Source organism: Aliterella sp. E5.1 (assembly GCF_057473825.1).
In genome coordinates this window covers 20,936-39,126 of the sequence record NZ_JBYCCV010000023.1, presented here as the reverse complement: position 1 = coordinate 39,126, position 18,191 = coordinate 20,936, and the positions used below count along the sequence as shown (strand labels likewise).

Genomic DNA, 18,191 nt, shown 5'->3' with positions numbered 1-18,191 from the left:
AGGTAAATATTACCGGATTTAGAAAGTGAATGTTGTTCTTAAAGTACCAATTACTATGTCCTCACGAGGTCCACTTTGACCCGGAGCCGTTAGCCAGATTAGACCAGGAGTAAGGGAGATGTTATCTGTTAACTGGTACTTGTAAAAGCCTTCAATGTGATAACCATAGTTGGGATCGTAGCTAACGCCCGCAACATCAATGTCTCTTAGCGTCGGTTCCACACCAGCAATAATCCCTAGCACGTTACCTTCTTTACCTAAATCTGGGAAACTGACTCCAAGAGCATAACTCCAAACGTCTGCACTACCGACATCGATCAACTCAACATCGGTTTTAGTTACCCAGCCGCTAATTGAAATGCGATCGCTCAACCGTAAAGCTGCCGATAATCCATAGGAATCGGTACTTAGCTTTGTTCGTCGTCCGTCCAAAAGTGAACTAGGATCGTTCGCCTGAGCCGTACCTACGATAGGTGTACCAATCGCTCTAGAAGCAGAACTACCAATATCAAAAATCCCATCGCCAGCATTATGGTAGCCTCTAACGTAGGTTGCCGCAAGTCCTAAGCGATCTCCTAAGTTAAAGTTAATTTGCGCCAACGCACTAAAGTCACCATTGACAAAACCTAAGTCGCCATCAACTCCAGCAAACTCCTCTCCGTTGGTTGTCCCCGTTGAACTGATTCTGCCAGGACTATTGCCATTATCAGCAAAATAGCCCAAGCTAATCGACGTAGCACCTAACACTCCTCTTTCTCCAAAGGGAATATTGATGCCGCCACCAACACCACCACCAACGTTGTAAATTGGGTTGTGTTCAGCAAAGGTCGAAAGCGCGCCATTACCCCCAGTAAAACCTTCAAAGTAAGGATTCACTGTCGGCACAAAATCTGCCCAAAGCCCGCCAACAGCAGCAAGATAAACGCGAACTTTACTGATTGAAAATTCGTAAGCTGCCCAATCTAGGAAGAAACTATTGTCTGTTGAAGGTGAGAGGTTGAAGGTTTGCTGTCCTTCAAATGTTCTGTTAGTACCACTTGATTGTTGGTTAAAAGAAAATGCTTGGGCGTTACCTGCCGCTAGACGGGTATGTAAAATATCTGTCCCGGTAAAGCTGCTTTGGAATTCGAGGCGGGCGCGGGCTTGCAGTACAGTATTATTTTGATCTCCGACGGTGTCCCCAAAAGCATCGGTGGCGGCGGCAACTACTTCACCAAGTAGCTTAGTAGTGGTCGAAAATTGATTTGCTTCTAGTTCGGCGGTGACAGCTTCTACGCTATCTACCCTACCGCGCAAGGTTGCAAGTTCTGTTGCAAATTCTTCTTGTAGTCTTTGCAAGGTTGCTAAGTCTTCACGCCTTACTGCGTCGGCGGTGGCGGTGGCAATTAATTCATTAACCCTATCTAAACAAGCATTTAAGCCTGCCGCAAATTCGTATCTTGTCGTAGCGCGATTTCCCCGGTATGTGCCATCAGGATAACCTGCAATACAGCCATAGCGCTCTACTAACGATTGCAATGCCTGAAATGCCCAATCTGTAGGCTGCACGTCAGATAACTGCGATACAGAGGTTACTTGAGAAATTGTATTATTGTCTACTTTGCCTTTCCCTTCATTGCTGTAGCTATCTATCTGGCTGAGATTATCGATAGTAGGGTTAGCGGCTGGTTGTTGAGCTTCTACACTTGCTTGAGCAATTTTTAGCTCATTTACTACTGTTGGTAGTTCAGCTTGGGTTGTTTTTATTTCATTTGTAGCCATTGCTACAGGCGCGATCGCTAATGTTGCTCCGATTACTGCTGGGTAAAACAGTAAAGCTTGCCAGAATATCTTAGACATCATCTATTCCTCACACCTTCAACTAAAAAATTATCTATTGCCAACGGTCTAACCGTCTGTCAACTTACTTACACTTTAAGAAGGAGCCACACTAGGAAAATTCTATAGCTAAGTTATCTCAACGTAAAGCTTAATTAAGATTAAATTAATATCTCATGATTTAATTAAACTTAAATTTGTTTTTTGCAGTATTTTGTATACTAACTAGCAATTAAATTTTCATAAATATGTATATATATATATATTGCTTTAGTTAATAGTTATCTTGGCTGTCTCTAACTATAGGCAGCGACTAATTTAGCGATCGCTCAATTGTGCTAACGTCCGTAATAAACTTGCGTATTGCTTAATCCAGAATCTAGCAAATAACGATTGTAAGTTTCTGCTTGTCCCTTGGCAGTAAAGGGTCCTACACGCAGATAAGAACCGCGATCGTGTCTTTGACTAATGATAGCTGCAACTACTATTGGTAACTATTTTACCTGGCTTTCAACACTAGATAAATTTTTAACATCAGTAGGAATTACAACAAAGTAAAACTTAGAACTGTCTGTTTTTAAAGCTACTTCTTTAGCCGTAGTCAAATTGAATATATGAGGAGAAATGCCTTGAGACTGTAGTTTTTGGGCTAGGGTAATAGCATTTAATTCTTTGCCAAAAACTCCAGCTTGAATTACAGATTTTCCTTGATGTTGACGCATAAAAGCAGTCGGGATCATCTGTTTGACTTGTTCTAGTTGGGCTGAATTAGCATTATTAATATAGACTAAATAATTGTCAACTTTTTGAGGAGCAGGAGTCTCTGGTACGCGAAAATCAAGATCGCGGGGAACAAAGACTTCATCGACAACGTGAGAATTGGACTTATTTAATTGCGGTGGTGGAGGTAGGGTTTCAACTACAGTTTGAGAAATTGCCAAAGGACTTGAAAATGTTTGAGCCTGAGTAGGAACAGTTGTTACAAACCATCTTCCTAGTAAAAATTGACAGCTAAAAAAGACGGTAATTTGATTTATCCGATTCATGTTTCGAGTAGTAATGGGGTAATAGATGTAATTAGGGAGAACTGTGCTAAAGCAATGGTTGTTTCTAAAAAATTGGCTGCAAAAAACAAGACTATAAAAAGTAAGATTAGGTTTCTTTGCATACAGATTCAAGCGCAATTTCTCGGAAAAATTTGCCTAAAGAATAATTATTAGCGCCAAAATTCCGTAAATATGCGGTGTTTTGGCGCTTAGCGCACTTGTTCAACAATGAAAGTGTTAACTTAGAAGATAGTCCCGGCATTTCAATTGACTAATATGAACAAAGTTGTGGTTGGTTTATCTGGTGGTGTAGATAGTTCCACCGCCGCCGCTATTTTGCAAAGTCGCGGTTATGAAGTTGTGGGCTTGACTCTTTGGTTAATGAAGGGGAAAGGTCAATGTTGCTCGGAAGGCATGGTTGATGCTGCCGAGCTTTGTCAGCAATTAGGTATTCCCCATCATGTAGTTGATAGCCGGGAAGTATTTGAGGCGAATATTATCGATTACTTGGTGGCGGGTTACGGCGAAGGTATTACACCCTTGCCTTGCTCTGCTTGCAACAAGTCAGTAAAGTTTGGTCCCATGGTTAAGTATGCCCGTGAAGAATTGGGCATTGACAAAATTGCCACAGGTCATTACGCCCAAATTACCTATGACGAGGCATCAGGGCGTTACCAGTTGCGTCGAGCAGTAGATCGCAATAAAGATCAGTCTTACTTTTTGTACGATCTCAGTCAAGAAATGTTAGCCGCTTCGGTGTTTCCGTTAGGGGGATATATCAAAGCCCAAACCCGCGAGATTGCGACTTATTACGGGCTAAAAACGGCAGATAAAGCAGAAAGTCAAGATTTGTGCTTGGTAGAAAGTCACGGCTCTATGCAAACATTTTTGGATAAATATATTGCACCTAAAAAAGGCGATATTGTTGACTTGCAAGGCAAAGTATTAGGTCAGCATGACGGCGTACATCATTACACCATTGGTCAGCGTAAAGGGCTAGGAATCGCTGCGGCGGAGCCGTTGTACGTGGTGGGATTGGACTCCGCGAGCAATAAAGTGATTGTAGGCGATCGCACGAGCGCCGATAAAACTGAATGTACGGTAGCACGAGTCAATTGGGTAAGTATTGACAAACCAACTGCGCCAATTCGCGCTGAAGTTCAGATCCGTTATCGCTCAAGTGGTGTACCAGTAACGGTTATTCCCTTAGAAAATTCGCGCGTCAAGTTAGTATTTGACGAGCCGCAATTTAGTATTACTCCCGGTCAAGCGGCGGTTTGGTACGATGGCGATATGGTAGTAGGTGGCGGAATTATCGAAAAGCAAGCTTAAAATTATCAAGTAAGTTTTTAAAAGGTAAACAGTAATATGTTTGCCTTTTTTATTTACTAAGTAGCTACAAAATAATTTTTTACTATGCCAAAATCTGACGATTGCCTAAAAACTGTTTATGCAAGCGATCGCCAGCAATGGCGAGAATGGTTAGCGCAAAACCATCGCACATCGCTTTGGATATGGCTTGTCTACTACAAAGTAAAAAGTCGTAAGCCAAGCGTTCGCTATAGCGAAGCAGTAAAAGAAGCCTTATGTTTTGGCTGGATTGACAGTAAAGTAAAATCCTTAGACGCAGAACGTTATCAGCAAATATTTACACCCCGAAAACCAAAAAGTGTTTGGTCAAAATTAAATAAGCAATATATTGCAGAACTGATAGAACAAGGTTTGATGACGGAGGCTGGTTTTAAAAAAATTGAAGTTGCAAAGCAAAATGGCTCTTGGAACAAGTTAGATGCGATAGAACAATTGATTATTCCAGTAGATTTAGAGCAAGCCTTAGCCGCAAATGAAACTGCCAATAAATATTTTGAGGCATTTAGTAACACATCCAAAAAAAATATCCTGTATTGGGTTGAAAATGCCAAACGCCCGGAAACAAGGTTAAAAAGAATTGAGCAAACAATAATTTCAGCAACCCAGAACAAAAACCCCTTGGTTCGATGATGCTGCGATAACTTGGTACGATAGGTGATTGTAGATAAAATCGAAATATTATGAGTTATAGAGACGGTATTGCTCCTCACGGAATGCAGCTAGTTAATCGCATTGCTTCCCCCGAAAAAAAGCAAGAATTTCTAGAAAAAGCTGAAGTTTTGCCGCGAGTGCAGCTTGATGAGCGTGCTGTTTCCGATTTGGTCATGCTGGCAATAGGTGCATTTAGTCCCTTGACGGGATTTATGGAACAAGCAGACTATGATCGCACAGTTGTAGATATGCGTCTGGCTAATGGCTTACCTTGGTCGATTCCAATTACTTTATCAGTAACAGAAGCCGTTGCTTCTCCCTTAAAAGAAGGTAGTTTGATTCGTTTAGACGATCCTACAGGTAAATTTATCGGCGTTTTGGAATTAACCCAAAAGTATCGCTATGACAAAACTAAGGAAGTAATTAATGTATATAAAACTGATGATGCTAACCACCCAGGAGTACAAGTAGTTTACAACCAAGGTGAGATAAATCTAGCAGGTTCAATTTGGCTGTTGCAACGCGAAGCTCATCCCCAGTTTCCCGCTTACCAAATCGATCCCATCGAGTCGCGGCGAATGTTTAAAGAAAAGGGATGGAAAACAATTGTTGGTTTTCAAACTCGCAACCCCATCCACCGCGCTCATGAATATATCCAAAAATGCGCGATGGAGACGGTAGATGGTTTGTTTTTGCATCCTTTAGTCGGCGCAACTAAAGAAGATGATATCCCCGCAGATGTGCGGATGCGCTGCTATGAAATTATTTTAGAAAACTATTACCCCAAAGATCGGGTAATTTTGGCGATTAATCCCGCCGCCATGCGTTACGCAGGACCGCGTGAAGCAATTTTTCATGCGATTGTGCGGAAAAACTACGGCTGTACTCACTTTATCGTCGGGCGCGATCATGCAGGTGTGGGTGACTATTATGGCACTTACGACGCTCAACACATTTTTGATGAGTTTGAATCGGCAGAATTGGGTATTGTACCCATGAAATTTGAACACGCTTTTTACTGCACTCGCACCGAGTCTATGGCGACGACAAAAACTAGCCCTAGCACTTCCTCAGAGCGGATTCATTTATCGGGGACAAAAGTTCGTGAAATGCTACGCCGGGGCGAACTTCCACCGCCGCAATTTTCTCGCCCTGAAGTAGCCGCCGAATTAATTAGAGCGATGCGACTTCCTGTAGGGACATAAATGCCAAATTAATTAGAGCGATGCGATCGCGTAATCAAAGCCTAACTTCCTGTTAGGCTGATAGCTAAGGGCTGATGGCTGAGGGCTATGAAACGGCGGAATTTTTTTAAAAGGGCAGGCTGGATACTAGCATTACTAGGTATAAGTGAAGCGGAGTGGATGAACTTGGGCGATCGCGCTCTTAATGCGATCGCTTCTCCACTTAAGCGCAAACTAGCCCTATTAGTAGGTATTAATCAATATCCAGGTAATTCACCTTTAGCAGGTTGTCTGACTGATGTTGAGTTGCAAAAAGAATTACTAATTCACCGTTTTGGTTTTATAGAGAGCGATATTCTCACTTTGACGGATAAGCAAGCTACTAGAACCCAAATTGAGAGTGCTTTTCTAAATCATTTAACTACTCAAGCTCAACCGGGCGATCTGGTTGTATTTCACTTTAGCGGTTACGGTCGTAGCCTGCAATTGAAAGATCGAGATGCAAAATTAAATAGTTTAGTTACTTGCGATGATGGCATAGATAACTACCTGAGCGAGGAAACTATAAAGTTATTGTTGCGGAGTCTGGCTACTTCTTACATCACAACAATTTTTGATACTGGCTTTCTGTCTCCTAGCATTGCTCCTAATTACTTAAAAGTTCGCTCTTTACCTTCCTTAGAACAATGGCAATTGACAAAGGTGGAGTTGGCTTTTCAACAAGAAATTAAAAACAAGCAAAAATTCTTTAGCAAGCAACTTACACCAGGAAATATTTTAAGTGCGGCTTCGAGTAATGGACTTGCAGTAGAAGGACAATGGACGGGGTTTAGTGCGGGGTTATTTACCTATGCTTTAACTCAATATTTATGGGAAGCTACACCAACAAATACTGTTCAAGTTAGCTTTAGTAAGTTAGCATCGGTAGTTGAAACGCAAGTCAAAAACCAGCCAAAAAGTGCTGATGGTGTCATAACGGCTATAGAAGACAAGGGCAAAAGCGCTCAATTGTGGCTAGGAGGCTTACCGCCTACAGTTTTGGAATACTACGCCGAAAATTCTCGATTGAATGTTATAGCTGAAGATTTGACAGCGATGCAATTGCAAGTGCGATCGCGTCATGGTTTAACGGCTAAAGCCCAAATTATTGGTAATAATACCTTGCAAGTAGGGCAACTTATTAGAGAAGCAATCAGAGTTTTGCCGCGTAATGTCAGCTTAAATGTTGCTTTAGATTCAAGTTTAGAGCGGATTGAAAAAGTAGATGCAACCAGCGCTTTTGCAGCTATTCCTCGTGTTTCATTAGTAACAACGGCTGAACAACCTGTAGATTATTTATTTGGGCGAGTACCAGAATCCCCCGCTAGTCGTTACGGGTTATTTTCCCCCAAGCAAGAATTGATTCCTAATAGTGTTGGAGAAGCTGGGGAAGCGGCAAAATTGGCTGTAAATCGGCTAATTCCGAAATTAAAGACACTTTTGGCAGCAAAATTGTGGCGGCTAACCAGTAATGCGGGATCTTCAATGCTTCCAGTAGAAGCAACTTTAGAAGTTATTAACCCCGAAAAACAAGTAGTAATGCAGTTGCATTCCAGTCGCATTACTGCGCCTGTGAGTTACCGTAAAGACTCGACTCTTAAGGCTTCGCTCTTACTGCCAACTATTGCGATTGGCAGTCAAATTCAGTACCGAGTTTGTAATAATAGCGATCGCCCAGTCTATTTGTTACTAATGGGATTGGATAGTAATAAAAGTGCGATCGCTCTTTACCCGATTTCACCTACTAGCGAACCCAATAGCCTAGAAAAACCCCTACTCCAAAATATAGCAATAGCTCCCGGAGAAACTATAACCGTACCGTCTAATTGGGTCGATTTTCAGTGGTTGACTCATACCCCGGCGGCGGTTACAGAAACTTATTTAATTTTTAGCATTGCAAGTTTTACGTCTACTCTGCCAGCTTTACAAAATGGTATTCAAGCACCTACCGCCGAAAAAGAGTATATTGGGGCATTATTAAATCCTGTAGAAGTTGCTACTGCTGTGTTGCAAGACTTGCACAATGGCAGTGGAAATAAGCCCAATCTAGATACTTACCATCTAGATATAAATTCTTGGGCGAGTCTCAACTTTGTTTATCAAGTTGTTTAAATCCGCGTTCCCATAGAATAGAGATATTACTGCTAAAAATTCCTTAAAACTTTGCTTAACTAAAAAAGTGTTAACAGAAACTTTGGGGTGTGGCTCTCTCTTGCAAACCTTTCCGGCAGGCACAGCCTCCCGTAAAGTTTGCGCTGCCTTTGCCAAAGGTTTTCAAGAAGTAGCTAAGTTAGCAGAATTGCAACAGCACAAATATGTATGCAATATAAAGATTGATGAATTGCTCGTCCCACCAAGTATCTTTATGACTTCTGAAATTCAGTTTCTCATGTGCGCGCCCGATCATTACGATGTGGATTATGTCATCAATCCCTGGATGGAAGGGAATATTCATAAATCATCGCGCGATCGCGCGGTTGAACAATGGCAAAAATTACACCATGTCCTTGCAGGCAATGCCATTGTAGACCTAGTTGAACCGCACAAAGGCGTACCAGATATGGTATTTACGGCAAATGCGGGACTGGTTTTAGGAAAAAATGTAGTTCTCAGCCGCTTCTTTCACAAAGAGCGCCAAGGGGAAGAACCTTACTTTAAAAAATGGTTTGAAGAAAAGGGCTACAATGTCTACGAATTGCCCAAAGATTTACCCTTTGAAGGCGCTGGCGATGCTTTATTAGATCGGGAAGGGCGCTGGTTGTGGGCGGGTTATGGGTTTCGCTCAGAACTCGATTCCCACCCTTATTTAGCAAAATGGCTAGATATTGAAGTATTATCTCTGCGCTTGATGGACGAGCGATTTTATCACTTAGATACTTGCTTTTGTCCGCTTAATGGCGGTTATTTGCTGTATTATCCCGCCGCCTTTGATGCTTACTCCAACCGCGTGATTGAGATGCGCGTACCAGAAGCAAAGCGTATAGCTATTTCCGAAGCTGATGCTGTGAATTTTGCCTGCAATTCAGTAAATATCAATTCCATCGTAGTCATGAATAAAGCCAGCGCTGCTTTAAAGGAGCGTCTGACGGCGGCGGGATTTCAGGTAATTGAAACCCCACTAACAGAATTTCTCAAAGCTGGTGGCGCGGCGAAGTGCTTGACATTGCGAGTAACGGAGCCTGTAAGAGCAGAAGTTAGCGCCAACGTATCGGTAGAAAGCCGCACCATTAGGCTAGAAGGGCATTTGCTTGATTCGGGCTTAATCAATCAGGCTTTAGATTTGGTAGTAGAAAGTGGCGGTAGTTTTAAAGTCCTCAATTTTAATTTGGGAGAGCAAAGACAAAGTACCTCCGCCGCCGAAGTCAAAGTATCTGCGCCATCTCATGAAGTGATGGAAGGGATTTTATCGCAACTAATCGACCTAGGAGCAGTAGATTTACCCCAAGACGAACGCGATGCGAAGTTAGAACCAGTTGTTCAAGCTGGGGTATCCCCTGATGAATTTTATGTTACAACTATTTATCCTACAGAAGTACGCATCGATGGCGCGTGGATAAAGGTGCAAAATCAGCGCATGGATGGCGCGGTAGCAGTCAAGCGAACTCCTACAGGTATAGTTGCTCGGTGTAAGCTATTGCGCGATCTGGAAGTCGGGGAACAAGTAGTAGTAGATGTATTAGGTATCCGCACCATCCGCAAACCAGAAGTACGAGAACAACGCAATACCCAAGAATTTAGCTTCATGTCGGCGGGAGTTTCTAGCGAACGTCGAGTAGAACTTGTGGTAGAACAAGTAGCTTGGGAATTGCGCCAAATTCGCGATCAAGGTGGTAAGGTAGTAGTGACGGCGGGACCTGTGGTAATTCATACAGGCGGCGGCGAACACCTAGCTAGATTGGTACGTGAAGGCTACGTACAGGCGCTGCTAGGGGGAAATGCGATCGCAGTCCACGACATGGAACAAAACCTGATGGGGACTTCCTTGGGTGTGGATATGAAGCGCGGGGTCAGCGTGCGCGGCGGACATCGCCACCATTTGAAGGTAATTAATACGGTACGTCGTTATGGCAGTATTGCGAAAGCTGTAGAGCAAGGTGCTTTGACGGGTGGTGTCATGTACGAGTGCGTAAAAAACAATATTCCTTTCTCCTTAGCGGGTTCTATCCGCGATGATGGCCCGTTACCAGATACACAGATGGATTTGATTAAAGCGCAAGAAGATTATGCTCGATTGCTGGTAGGCGCGGATATGGTGTTGATGCTGTCTTCCATGCTGCACTCCATTGGCGTAGGAAATATGACGGCGGCGGGGGTAAAAATGGTGTGCGTAGACATTAACCCGGCAGTAGTAACAAAATTAAGTGATCGCGGTTCGGTAGAATCTGTTGGTGTAGTTACCGATGTCGGTTTATTTCTGAGTCTATTAGTCCAGCAATTAGATAAGCTCACAAGCCCTTATCAGTCTTCTACTGTAGGCGTTTAGATCAATGATTAGAGGACAAGGAAAATACTTTTTTCCTTGTCCTCTCGCAAAATATTTATCAGTCGGTTCCGGCCGACTTTATCCATAAGCAAGCGGGTTTTAACCCTAGGCGGGCTAAAATAAATTCCCTAAATCAATGGGACAGCTTTTGCTAAGTTTACTCTTGAACGTTCCCTAGATTAAACAAAAAAGGTACGCTGCTTTTAGATTCACCCATAACTAAAACTTTGGGCATTTGTGCGCCGCCAGTGCGCCAAGCTTCGATTGCTTCTTTTTGCAATACTAACTGTCCTCCTTGAGCTTTTAAAGTTTCAGCTAAAAGTCTTTGAGCTTCGGCTCTACCTTTGGCACGATTGATGTCTGCTTGGGCTTCTTGTTCGGCTTCTTGTGCCACATATACTGCCCTTTGCGCCCGTTGTTCGGCAATTTGCTTTTCTTCTACGGCTTTCGCAAATTCTGGGGAAAAAGTTAAATCTACTACGCTAGTATCTAAAACTATAATTCCATATTTATCTAATCTGGCTCCCAAAGCCTCATCAAAGTCTTGTTTTAGTTCGTTTCTTTTAGTAATTGCTTCTTCTACCGTTCGTCTGGCGGCGGCAACTTTAAAAGATTCTTGGGTTTGCGGAGCAATAATTTTTGAGACAATATTTTGTAATGTTCCTTGCTTTCTGCGGACTTCAACAACCTGGGTAGGATCGAGGCGAAAGTTGATCGCAAATCGAGCCGTCAAGTCTTGCAAATCCTTAGTAGAACTTTGCGCTGGTACTTCAAACTTTTGCACCGTTAAGTCGTAGATATCGACCACCGAGACAAAAGGCGGCTTGACGTGTATGCCTTCAAGTAAAGCTCCATCTCTAGCTTTACCCAAAATACTAATTACCCCAGCTTCACCGGGATTGATGATTACAAAAGCATTAAGAGCAATCAAAAGTAATATAGCTGCGATCGCTCCTCCAACTATACCTTGCCAATTTTGGTCATCTCTAGCTTTCAATTTTTCTGATCTCATTTAACGCGCATTCAATCTATATTTTCACGCACAATGCCTAAAAATTCTCAAATAAAGTCTGCTTATACTATTTAGCAGTAGTGAACCTCAACCCCGTTGGACCAAATCCTGTTTCTTGCATCACTGTATTACTATTTTTTGCCCACATAAAATGCGATACTCCCGATGGTGTATACACGGCTGGATAGGCATTAACTTTAGTGCGATCGAACTGTTCTCCAACTCCGTAATCCATCACGCCAGAGATAACAGTTGTGATTCGATCGTCTGGATGAGTGTGAGCGGGAAATATTGCACCTTTATCCATTTTTCCAAACAAAACATACAATTATGAATTTGATGAATCGCCAATTGTGATCGCGCTTTGAACGCCCTTGATATTAGGATTAACTTTCCATTGCAGATCTTTAGGAAGAACTGCTTTTACTGATGCTGGCGATGTTTTTGCCCAAATATGAAACGCTGTCAGTGGTAGGAAAACGATAAAAATCGCACTTAAGATCGGCTTGATAAAAAATTGCTTACTTATCCCTATTTTCCTCCGATATACCAGTAATTTTGTGAAACACAACGCGATGGATTTTGTTGCCAGTTTAAATGGCTTTAGATTTGTCGAGTAGTCAGTAAAAATGAAAAGCAGCTTCTCAAATATGGAAAGATGCGATCGCATTATTTGTTTCAATAGTGAGATCAATTTTCAAGATCTTCACGTCCAACTCCTGGAAAATCTAAAATAAAGTCTGCGCCATAAGCTTTTGATGGGGTTTGAAAGCCGCAGGTATATTCTCCCACCAGTACCTTTTGCGCGATTTTTACAGCCGTCAAAGTAGTAAGAGTATAACCTTCTGGGCATTGCAATCTCGAACTCAATCGCTTACCCGAACTATCTTCTACTTCTCCCCATAAATAACTTTTTCCCTCAGCGCGCTCAGTTTCACTAGGTCCTGGCGGCTGATTTTGGATCAACTGTTTTTGAAAATTCTGCACTGCTGGCAATTTTAGCAACCAACCAAGATAGCGACTAGTGATCGCTAAAATCCGTGTGGAAGCAGGAAACGCGGCATAAACTTCTATATTGGGAATACCCGTACTGTAAAAAGCTGTAGATACATCGCCCCAGGGAATTGTTACCGCTTCAACTTTACCCTGTCCAAAGTCAATTGAGCGAGTCTTAAAAGCCGCAGGAACAGTCGTTAGAACTCCATCGCGCCTAATTTTTCCTCCTTGATGTTGAGCTTCTATCATCGTGGTAGCCGTGCCTCTAGAGATGCGCCCCAATGCTTGAAACCCAAGTGTTAACCGCGTTGCTGATGGTAGTCGCCCTTTGAGGTGAGCGGCGAGACAGTCAGAGGGAACAACATCAAAGCCTACACCCGGAAGCAACATCACTCCGGCGGTTTTTGCTAAAGTATCTTGAGAAGCGACTTCTTCAAATACACTAATTTCTCCGGTAATATCCAAATAGTGGGTTTGAGAGCGCAAACAGCCAGCAACCATTGGTGCAGAAGTTTGAGAAAATGGACCCGCACAGTGTAGCACTACTGTTATATCGGCTAAAGCCGCAGCTATTGCTGATTGGTTATCTAAAGCAAAAGCGCGGTATTCTAAACCTAGTTCAGTGGCAAGGGGGGCAACTTTTTGAGAGTTACGAGCCGCTAGAATTGGGCGCAGTCCTTGTTTGACAGCTAACCTGGCAATCAATTCGCCCGTATAACCGTTAGCGCCGTATAACAAAAAATTTGGAGTCATCTATTTATCGACTTGATCGTTAACTTCTATGATTGAAGTTTAGTATTTAGGTTTGTTCATAGTGTCACTGCGATCGCCCAAAAAACACTTAGCCAAAGCCCAAACTCCTACCAATCGACCGCTCCAGCGTCTACTTGCTTATAGTAGTAATTATCGACAGCAACTTTGGCTGGCGACTACTTGCTCGGTTTTAAACAAAATTTTCGATCTCGCACCACCAGCTTTAATTGGGATTGCAGTCGATGTAGTTGTCAAGCAACAAGATTCAATTATTGCCCGTTTGGGCGTGCGAGATGTCTACAGACAATTTGTAATTCTGTCTATCCTAACAGTGATTGTTTGGGTACTAGAATCAGTGTTTGAGTATGCTTTTGCTCGTTTGTGGCGCAATTTGGCGCAAAATATTCAGCACGACTTACGGTTAGATGCTTACAAGCATTTGCAAGAATTGGAACTTGCCTATTTTGAGGAACGCAGTACGGGCGGTTTGATGTCTATTTTGAGCGATGACATTAACCAACTAGAACGGTTTTTGGATGTAGGTGCAAATGACTTAATTCAAGTTACTACTACCGTAATAATTATTGGCGGTGCGTTCTTTATTTTGGCTCCTGGCGTGGCTTGGATGCCAATGCTACCGATGCCATTTATTTTGTGGGGTGCGATCGCCTTTCAACGCCGTCTTGCGCCTCGTTACGCTGCGGTGCGCGAAACAGTGGGCTTGCTGAATGCGCGGTTAACTAATAATTTGACGGGCATTACAACTATTAAAAGCTTTACTACCGAAGACTACGAAATTGCTCGGTTGAGGAATGATAGCGAAGCTTACCGTCAAAGTAACCGTCATGCGATCGCTCTTTCGGCAGCTTTTGTGCCATTAATTCGCATGATTATTTTGGTGGGTTTTACAGCGTTGCTTTTGTACGGCGGTTTGGCGGCGGTGAGGGGAGATATTTCTGTTGGTACCTACAGCACGTTAGTCTTTTTAATTCAGCGCTTGTTGTGGCCCTTAACTAGATTAGGCGAAACCTTTGACCAATATCAAAGAGCGATGGCTTCGACTACAAGAGTAATGAATTTACTCGATACGCCGATCGCAATTCGTACTGGTCATATTTCCTTACCATCGGTAAAAGGTGAGTTGGAATTTGAGGACGTGAGTTTTGCTTACAATGGGCGCAACCCAGTAATTGAAAACCTGTCATTACATATTCCGGCGGGGAAAACGATCGCTATCGTGGGTTCAACTGGTTCAGGGAAAAGCACTTTAGTTAAGTTATTGTTGCGGCTTTACGAAGTGCAATCAGGAACTATTAGCTTAGATGGGGTAGATATCCGCGAGTTAGATTTTAGAAACTTGCGATCACATATTGGTTTAGTTAGCCAAGATGTATTCTTATTTCACGGTACGGTAGCCGAAAATATTTCTTATGGAACGATTACCGCTAACGAAAAAGAAATAATCGCCGCCGCAAAAATTGCTGAATCACACGAATTTATTAAAGAGCTTCCCCAAGGTTATGAAACCATTGTGGGGGAAAGAGGACAAAAGTTATCGGGGGGACAAAGACAAAGAATTGCGATCGCTCGTGCTGTTTTAAAAAATCCACCGATATTAATATTAGATGAAGCTACGTCTGCCGTAGACAATGAAACTGAGGCGGCAATTCAAAAGTCTTTAGAAAAAATAACTGTTAATAGAACAACAATTGCGATCGCTCATCGTCTGTCTACAGTGCGTAATGCCGATCGCATTTATGTGATGGAATACGGCAAGCTTGTAGAACAAGGAACTCACGAACAGCTACTAGCACAGCAAAAAATCTATGCTAGTTTGTGGCGCGTCCAATCGGGTTTAAAAATTGAAAGGTAGTTCTACATCATATTCAACGGATCTACATCAATAGTGAGGCTAACTGACGGCGGACAATGCGATCGCACTTCTTCCCAATTAGGTAATTGCGGCAAAAATTCCTCGGCAAATTTCAGCAAAATTTGCCACCGATAACGGTTAGCAACTCGCAAAATGCTGGCGGGTGCGGGTCCCAGTATTTCGTAAGTTGTAGATGCCAAGGGACGCAGTTTATCTGCTATTTGCAGCGCTGTTTGCTCTACTACTTCCGCCTCCGTGCTACTTAAGCGCAATAAAATAAGTCTCCCATAGGGCGGATAATTGAGCGCGGCTCTTTCTGCCAATTCTGTCGCAATAAATGGCTCATATTCATGTTGCTGCACTGCTTGAATTACGGCATGATCGGGGGTATAAGTTTGGATAATTACCCGCCCTGGATCGTCGCCTCTACCTGCTCTCCCAGCAACTTGAGTGAGCGTTTGAAAAGCTCTTTCACTCGCCCGATAGTCTGCCAAATGCAGCAATCCATCCGCCGCCATTACGCCGACTAAAGTTACTTGAGGCAAATCTAAACCTTTAGTCAGCATTTGCGTACCTACCAATAAATCGGCTTCTTTATTTGCAAACTGGGTTAGTAAATTGCGGTGAGCGCCTTTTGTGCGGGTTGTGTCGCTATCAAATCGAATAAAACGTAATTGGGGAAACTGCCCAGTCAATTCTTGCGCTACTCGTTGCGTACCGCTCCCAAAAAACTTTAAATACGGCGAACTACATTCGGGACAATTGCGGGGATGCGATCGCACATAATTACAATAATGACATTGCAATAATTTACTTGCCTCGGCTTCGGTTTGGTGGTAAGCCAAAGAAACATCGCAGTTGGGACACTCCATGACATAACCGCAACTGCGACACGAGACAAAGGTACTATGTCCCCGTCGATGGATAAATAATATTCCCTGTTGCGATCGCTCTTTCATATCTTTAAGCGCATCTTGCAGCGAACGGCTAAATATGGAACGATTGCCTAGTTGCAACTCTTGGCGCATATCTACCACTTCTACAGGCGGTAAAGGACGCGATTGTATCCGTTCTGGTAAAGCTAGGTAATAGCTATTATCTTTCGTTCTACTTAACCAACTCTCTAGCGCTGGAGTCGCTGAACCCAAAACTAACGGGCAATTTTCCAACTGGGCTTTCCATTTAGCGACATTCCGGGCGTGATAAGTAGGAACCGGACTATCTTGTTTAAAGCTGCTATCGTGTTCCTCATCCAAAATTATCAAGCCAAGCTGAGGTAAAGGCGAAAATACCGCCGAACGAGTACCAATTACTACTTGGGGTTCTCCCGTTAGCATTTGTCGCCAGGTGTCGTAACGTTCGCCGTCGGATAAAGCGCTGTGATAGACGCAAACTTTTTCGCCAAAACGAGCGCGAAACCTATCGGTTAACTGTGGTGTCAGTCCAATTTCTGGGACTAAAACTAAGGCAGATTTTCCTTTGGCGAGTAATGGCGCGATCGCTTGTAAATATACTTCTGTTTTGCCCGAACCTGTGACTCCATGCAATAAAACTTCGGCAACGCCCTCTAAACTATTAATCATTGCCAAAGCCTCGGCTTGAGCGGTAGTTAAGGTTTTGGGACGATCTTGGGCTTGCAAGGGTGATGTTTCTTGGCGCAAAACTTCGCGCGGTTCAATTACTATGTAACCTTTGACGGCTAAAGTTTTCAAAGTGGGTAAAGTGGTTTTGCATAGCGGGAGAAATTCATTTAGCCACAATTCACCACCGCGATCGCGCAGAACTTGTAAAATTTCTTGTTGACGCTTATTTAATTCCCCAGTCGTTATATTACCCACTAGCGTTACTGCCTGTTTTGTTTGGGGTTTGGTATATCTCGGCAATTCTATATAACTCTCTACCCAACCGCGTTTTAGGAGTTGTTCTACGCCCCAACTTGCTCCTTTAATTTGACTTTTGAGATATTTAACGCTGTAGTCGCCGTTATTTTGAGCTTGGAGTAATTGCAATACCTGACGCGCAGTAGTAGGTAAAAAAGCCTCCCCACCTACAGGTATATTTTCAAGTTTTAGACGGATACGACGCTGACTTCGCCCTAATAAGCCTGGTGGCAATGCTACTTTAATTACCTGCATCAACGACGTGTAGTAGTAATCGGCTACTCGTTGCAACAATTCCCAGTAATTTGCACTGAAAAAACCTACGCTTACTACTTCTTCAACCTCGCGGATTTTATTGATAGGTACATCAGCGTTTGGTTGCTCTAATAACCGAATTGCGATCGCGCCTACTTGTTGCGTACCGAAAGGAACACTTAAAATACTACCTAGTTGCACAGACAACATACTTTCTGGCAATTTGTACGTGTATATTCCCGTAGCTCCCGGACAGTCTACCAGTACCTCAACCCATCGCCTAGAATCTGTTGGAGTCGATTGATAGCTAGGTGCAGGCTCTGTTACTACAAATTTTGATCCGTTTAACTCAGGAATATACATAAAAAATCGGCATCTGTGCTTGAAGCTTTAGTTTAAGGTATTAAATTTTTTTATACTGCTCTAAGCTACTACTTCTATGCTTGTTTAGGTAGATTTGAATAGATAGCTTAAATAGTTGTAACTAATTTTACGCAATTAGTTATTTTAAAACTAATATTTTCTCCCCATCGGTAGAGAGTAAAGCTTTGAGATGTATGAGATTCTATTTTTGAGGTCAATAAATCAGTAATGTTTAGGTATAAATGTCTAAGTCTACCCTAGAAACCACTTAAGTAAATTTGCTTTAGCACAAGAATCAACTACTGCCATCCATCATTTTAATTACTCAATCGCGAGAGTAGTTGTTACAGAAAATTTGCAAAGTTAGTCAAGAATTTTTTGATGTTTTAGTTGTAACATCACTACATTTTACTGACAAATTGCCTGAGATTGATTGTAAGCAGATTTTGGTAAGAAGATAAATTTTA

General features: G+C 42.7%; 13 protein-coding genes. 6 read left to right on the top strand and 7 right to left on the bottom strand.

All coding sequences use genetic code 11. The features are described from left to right. Positions 1–18: 18 nt before the first annotated feature. Both AC2VE5_RS10595 and AC2VE5_RS10590 read right to left on the bottom strand, forming a co-directional pair. On the bottom strand, positions 19–1,839 hold the full coding sequence (locus AC2VE5_RS10595; protein ID WP_486887716.1) for an iron uptake porin: 1,821 nt from the start codon (positions 1,837–1,839) through the stop codon (positions 19–21). Between the two features lie 473 nt (positions 1,840–2,312). Further along, on the bottom strand, positions 2,313–2,864 hold the full coding sequence (locus AC2VE5_RS10590; protein ID WP_486887715.1) for a hypothetical protein: 552 nt from the start codon (positions 2,862–2,864) through the stop codon (positions 2,313–2,315). A 276-nt stretch (positions 2,865–3,140) separates the two neighbouring features. Between AC2VE5_RS10590 and mnmA the strand changes: the two genes are divergently transcribed. The 5 genes from mnmA to argZ all read left to right on the top strand — a co-directional run bounded on the left by mnmA (position 3,141) and on the right by argZ (position 10,592). Continuing rightward, a complete protein-coding gene (mnmA, locus tag AC2VE5_RS10585) occupies positions 3,141–4,196 on the top strand; it encodes a tRNA 2-thiouridine(34) synthase MnmA (protein ID WP_486887714.1) in 1,056 nt (351 codons plus the stop codon). 84 nt (positions 4,197–4,280) lie between these two features. Continuing rightward, on the top strand, positions 4,281–4,865 hold the full coding sequence (locus tag AC2VE5_RS10580) for a YdeI/OmpD-associated family protein (protein WP_486887713.1): 585 nt from the start codon (positions 4,281–4,283) through the stop codon (positions 4,863–4,865). A gap of 50 nt (positions 4,866–4,915) precedes the next feature. Next, the gene (gene sat, locus AC2VE5_RS10575; RefSeq protein WP_486887712.1) at positions 4,916–6,091 is read left to right on the top strand and encodes a sulfate adenylyltransferase; all 1,176 of its coding nucleotides are present in this window, start codon (positions 4,916–4,918) and stop codon (positions 6,089–6,091) included. Between the two features lie 87 nt (positions 6,092–6,178). Next, entirely contained in the window at positions 6,179–8,221 is a 2,043-nt protein-coding gene (locus AC2VE5_RS10570) for a caspase family protein (protein WP_486887711.1), read from the top strand. A 253-nt stretch (positions 8,222–8,474) separates the two neighbouring features. After that, a complete protein-coding gene (gene argZ / locus AC2VE5_RS10565; RefSeq protein ID WP_486887736.1) occupies positions 8,475–10,592 on the top strand; it encodes a bifunctional arginine dihydrolase/ornithine cyclodeaminase in 2,118 nt (705 codons plus the stop codon). 157 nt (positions 10,593–10,749) lie between these two features. On the opposite strand, the gene AC2VE5_RS10560 is transcribed toward argZ, so the two are convergent. The 4 genes from AC2VE5_RS10560 to AC2VE5_RS10545 all read right to left on the bottom strand — a co-directional run bounded on the left by AC2VE5_RS10560 (position 10,750) and on the right by AC2VE5_RS10545 (position 13,353). After that, entirely contained in the window at positions 10,750–11,604 is an 855-nt protein-coding gene (locus AC2VE5_RS10560) for a prohibitin family protein (RefSeq protein ID WP_486887710.1), read from the bottom strand. 67 nt (positions 11,605–11,671) lie between these two features. Then, positions 11,672–11,911 carry a cupin domain-containing protein gene (locus AC2VE5_RS10555; protein ID WP_486887709.1) on the bottom strand — a complete coding sequence of 80 codons (240 nt, stop codon included), beginning with the start codon at positions 11,909–11,911 and terminating at the stop codon, positions 11,672–11,674. Between the two features lie 21 nt (positions 11,912–11,932). Next, a complete protein-coding gene (locus AC2VE5_RS10550) occupies positions 11,933–12,274 on the bottom strand; it encodes a hypothetical protein (RefSeq protein ID WP_486887708.1) in 342 nt (113 codons plus the stop codon). Positions 12,275–12,294: 20 nt separating this feature from the next. Next, positions 12,295–13,353, bottom strand: coding sequence for a saccharopine dehydrogenase family protein (locus AC2VE5_RS10545; protein ID WP_486887707.1), 1,059 nt, complete (start codon positions 13,351–13,353; stop codon positions 12,295–12,297). A 61-nt stretch (positions 13,354–13,414) separates the two neighbouring features. Here AC2VE5_RS10545 and AC2VE5_RS10540 point away from each other — a divergent pair, with 61 nt between their 5' ends. Then, complete coding sequence (locus AC2VE5_RS10540) at positions 13,415–15,226, top strand: ABC transporter ATP-binding protein (protein WP_486887735.1); 1,812 nt, start codon at positions 13,415–13,417, stop codon at positions 15,224–15,226. A 2-nt stretch (positions 15,227–15,228) separates the two neighbouring features. Here AC2VE5_RS10540 and priA read toward each other — a convergent pair whose 3' ends face one another. Continuing rightward, the gene (gene priA / locus AC2VE5_RS10535) at positions 15,229–17,724 is read right to left on the bottom strand and encodes a primosomal protein N' (RefSeq protein WP_486887706.1); all 2,496 of its coding nucleotides are present in this window, start codon (positions 17,722–17,724) and stop codon (positions 15,229–15,231) included. Positions 17,725–18,191: the final 467 nt, after the last annotated feature.

Coding starts and splice junctions, on each gene's coding strand:
- AC2VE5_RS10545 (WP_486887707.1), bottom strand. CDS start 13,353: ATGACTCCAAATTTTTTGTTATACGGCGCTAACGGTTATACGGGCGAA.
- AC2VE5_RS10555 (WP_486887709.1), bottom strand. CDS start 11,911: ATGGATAAAGGTGCAATATTTCCCGCTCACACTCATCCAGACGATCGA.
- mnmA (WP_486887714.1), top strand. CDS start 3,141: ATGAACAAAGTTGTGGTTGGTTTATCTGGTGGTGTAGATAGTTCCACC.
- AC2VE5_RS10560 (WP_486887710.1), bottom strand. CDS start 11,604: ATGAGATCAGAAAAATTGAAAGCTAGAGATGACCAAAATTGGCAAGGT.
- priA (WP_486887706.1), bottom strand. CDS start 17,724: ATGTATATTCCTGAGTTAAACGGATCAAAATTTGTAGTAACAGAGCCT.
- AC2VE5_RS10595 (WP_486887716.1), bottom strand. CDS start 1,839: ATGTCTAAGATATTCTGGCAAGCTTTACTGTTTTACCCAGCAGTAATC.
- AC2VE5_RS10550 (WP_486887708.1), bottom strand. CDS start 12,274: ATGCGATCGCATCTTTCCATATTTGAGAAGCTGCTTTTCATTTTTACT.
- AC2VE5_RS10580 (WP_486887713.1), top strand. CDS start 4,281: ATGCCAAAATCTGACGATTGCCTAAAAACTGTTTATGCAAGCGATCGC.
- sat (WP_486887712.1), top strand. CDS start 4,916: ATGAGTTATAGAGACGGTATTGCTCCTCACGGAATGCAGCTAGTTAAT.
- AC2VE5_RS10590 (WP_486887715.1), bottom strand. CDS start 2,864: ATGAATCGGATAAATCAAATTACCGTCTTTTTTAGCTGTCAATTTTTA.
- argZ (WP_486887736.1), top strand. CDS start 8,475: ATGACTTCTGAAATTCAGTTTCTCATGTGCGCGCCCGATCATTACGAT.
- AC2VE5_RS10570 (WP_486887711.1), top strand. CDS start 6,179: ATGAAACGGCGGAATTTTTTTAAAAGGGCAGGCTGGATACTAGCATTA.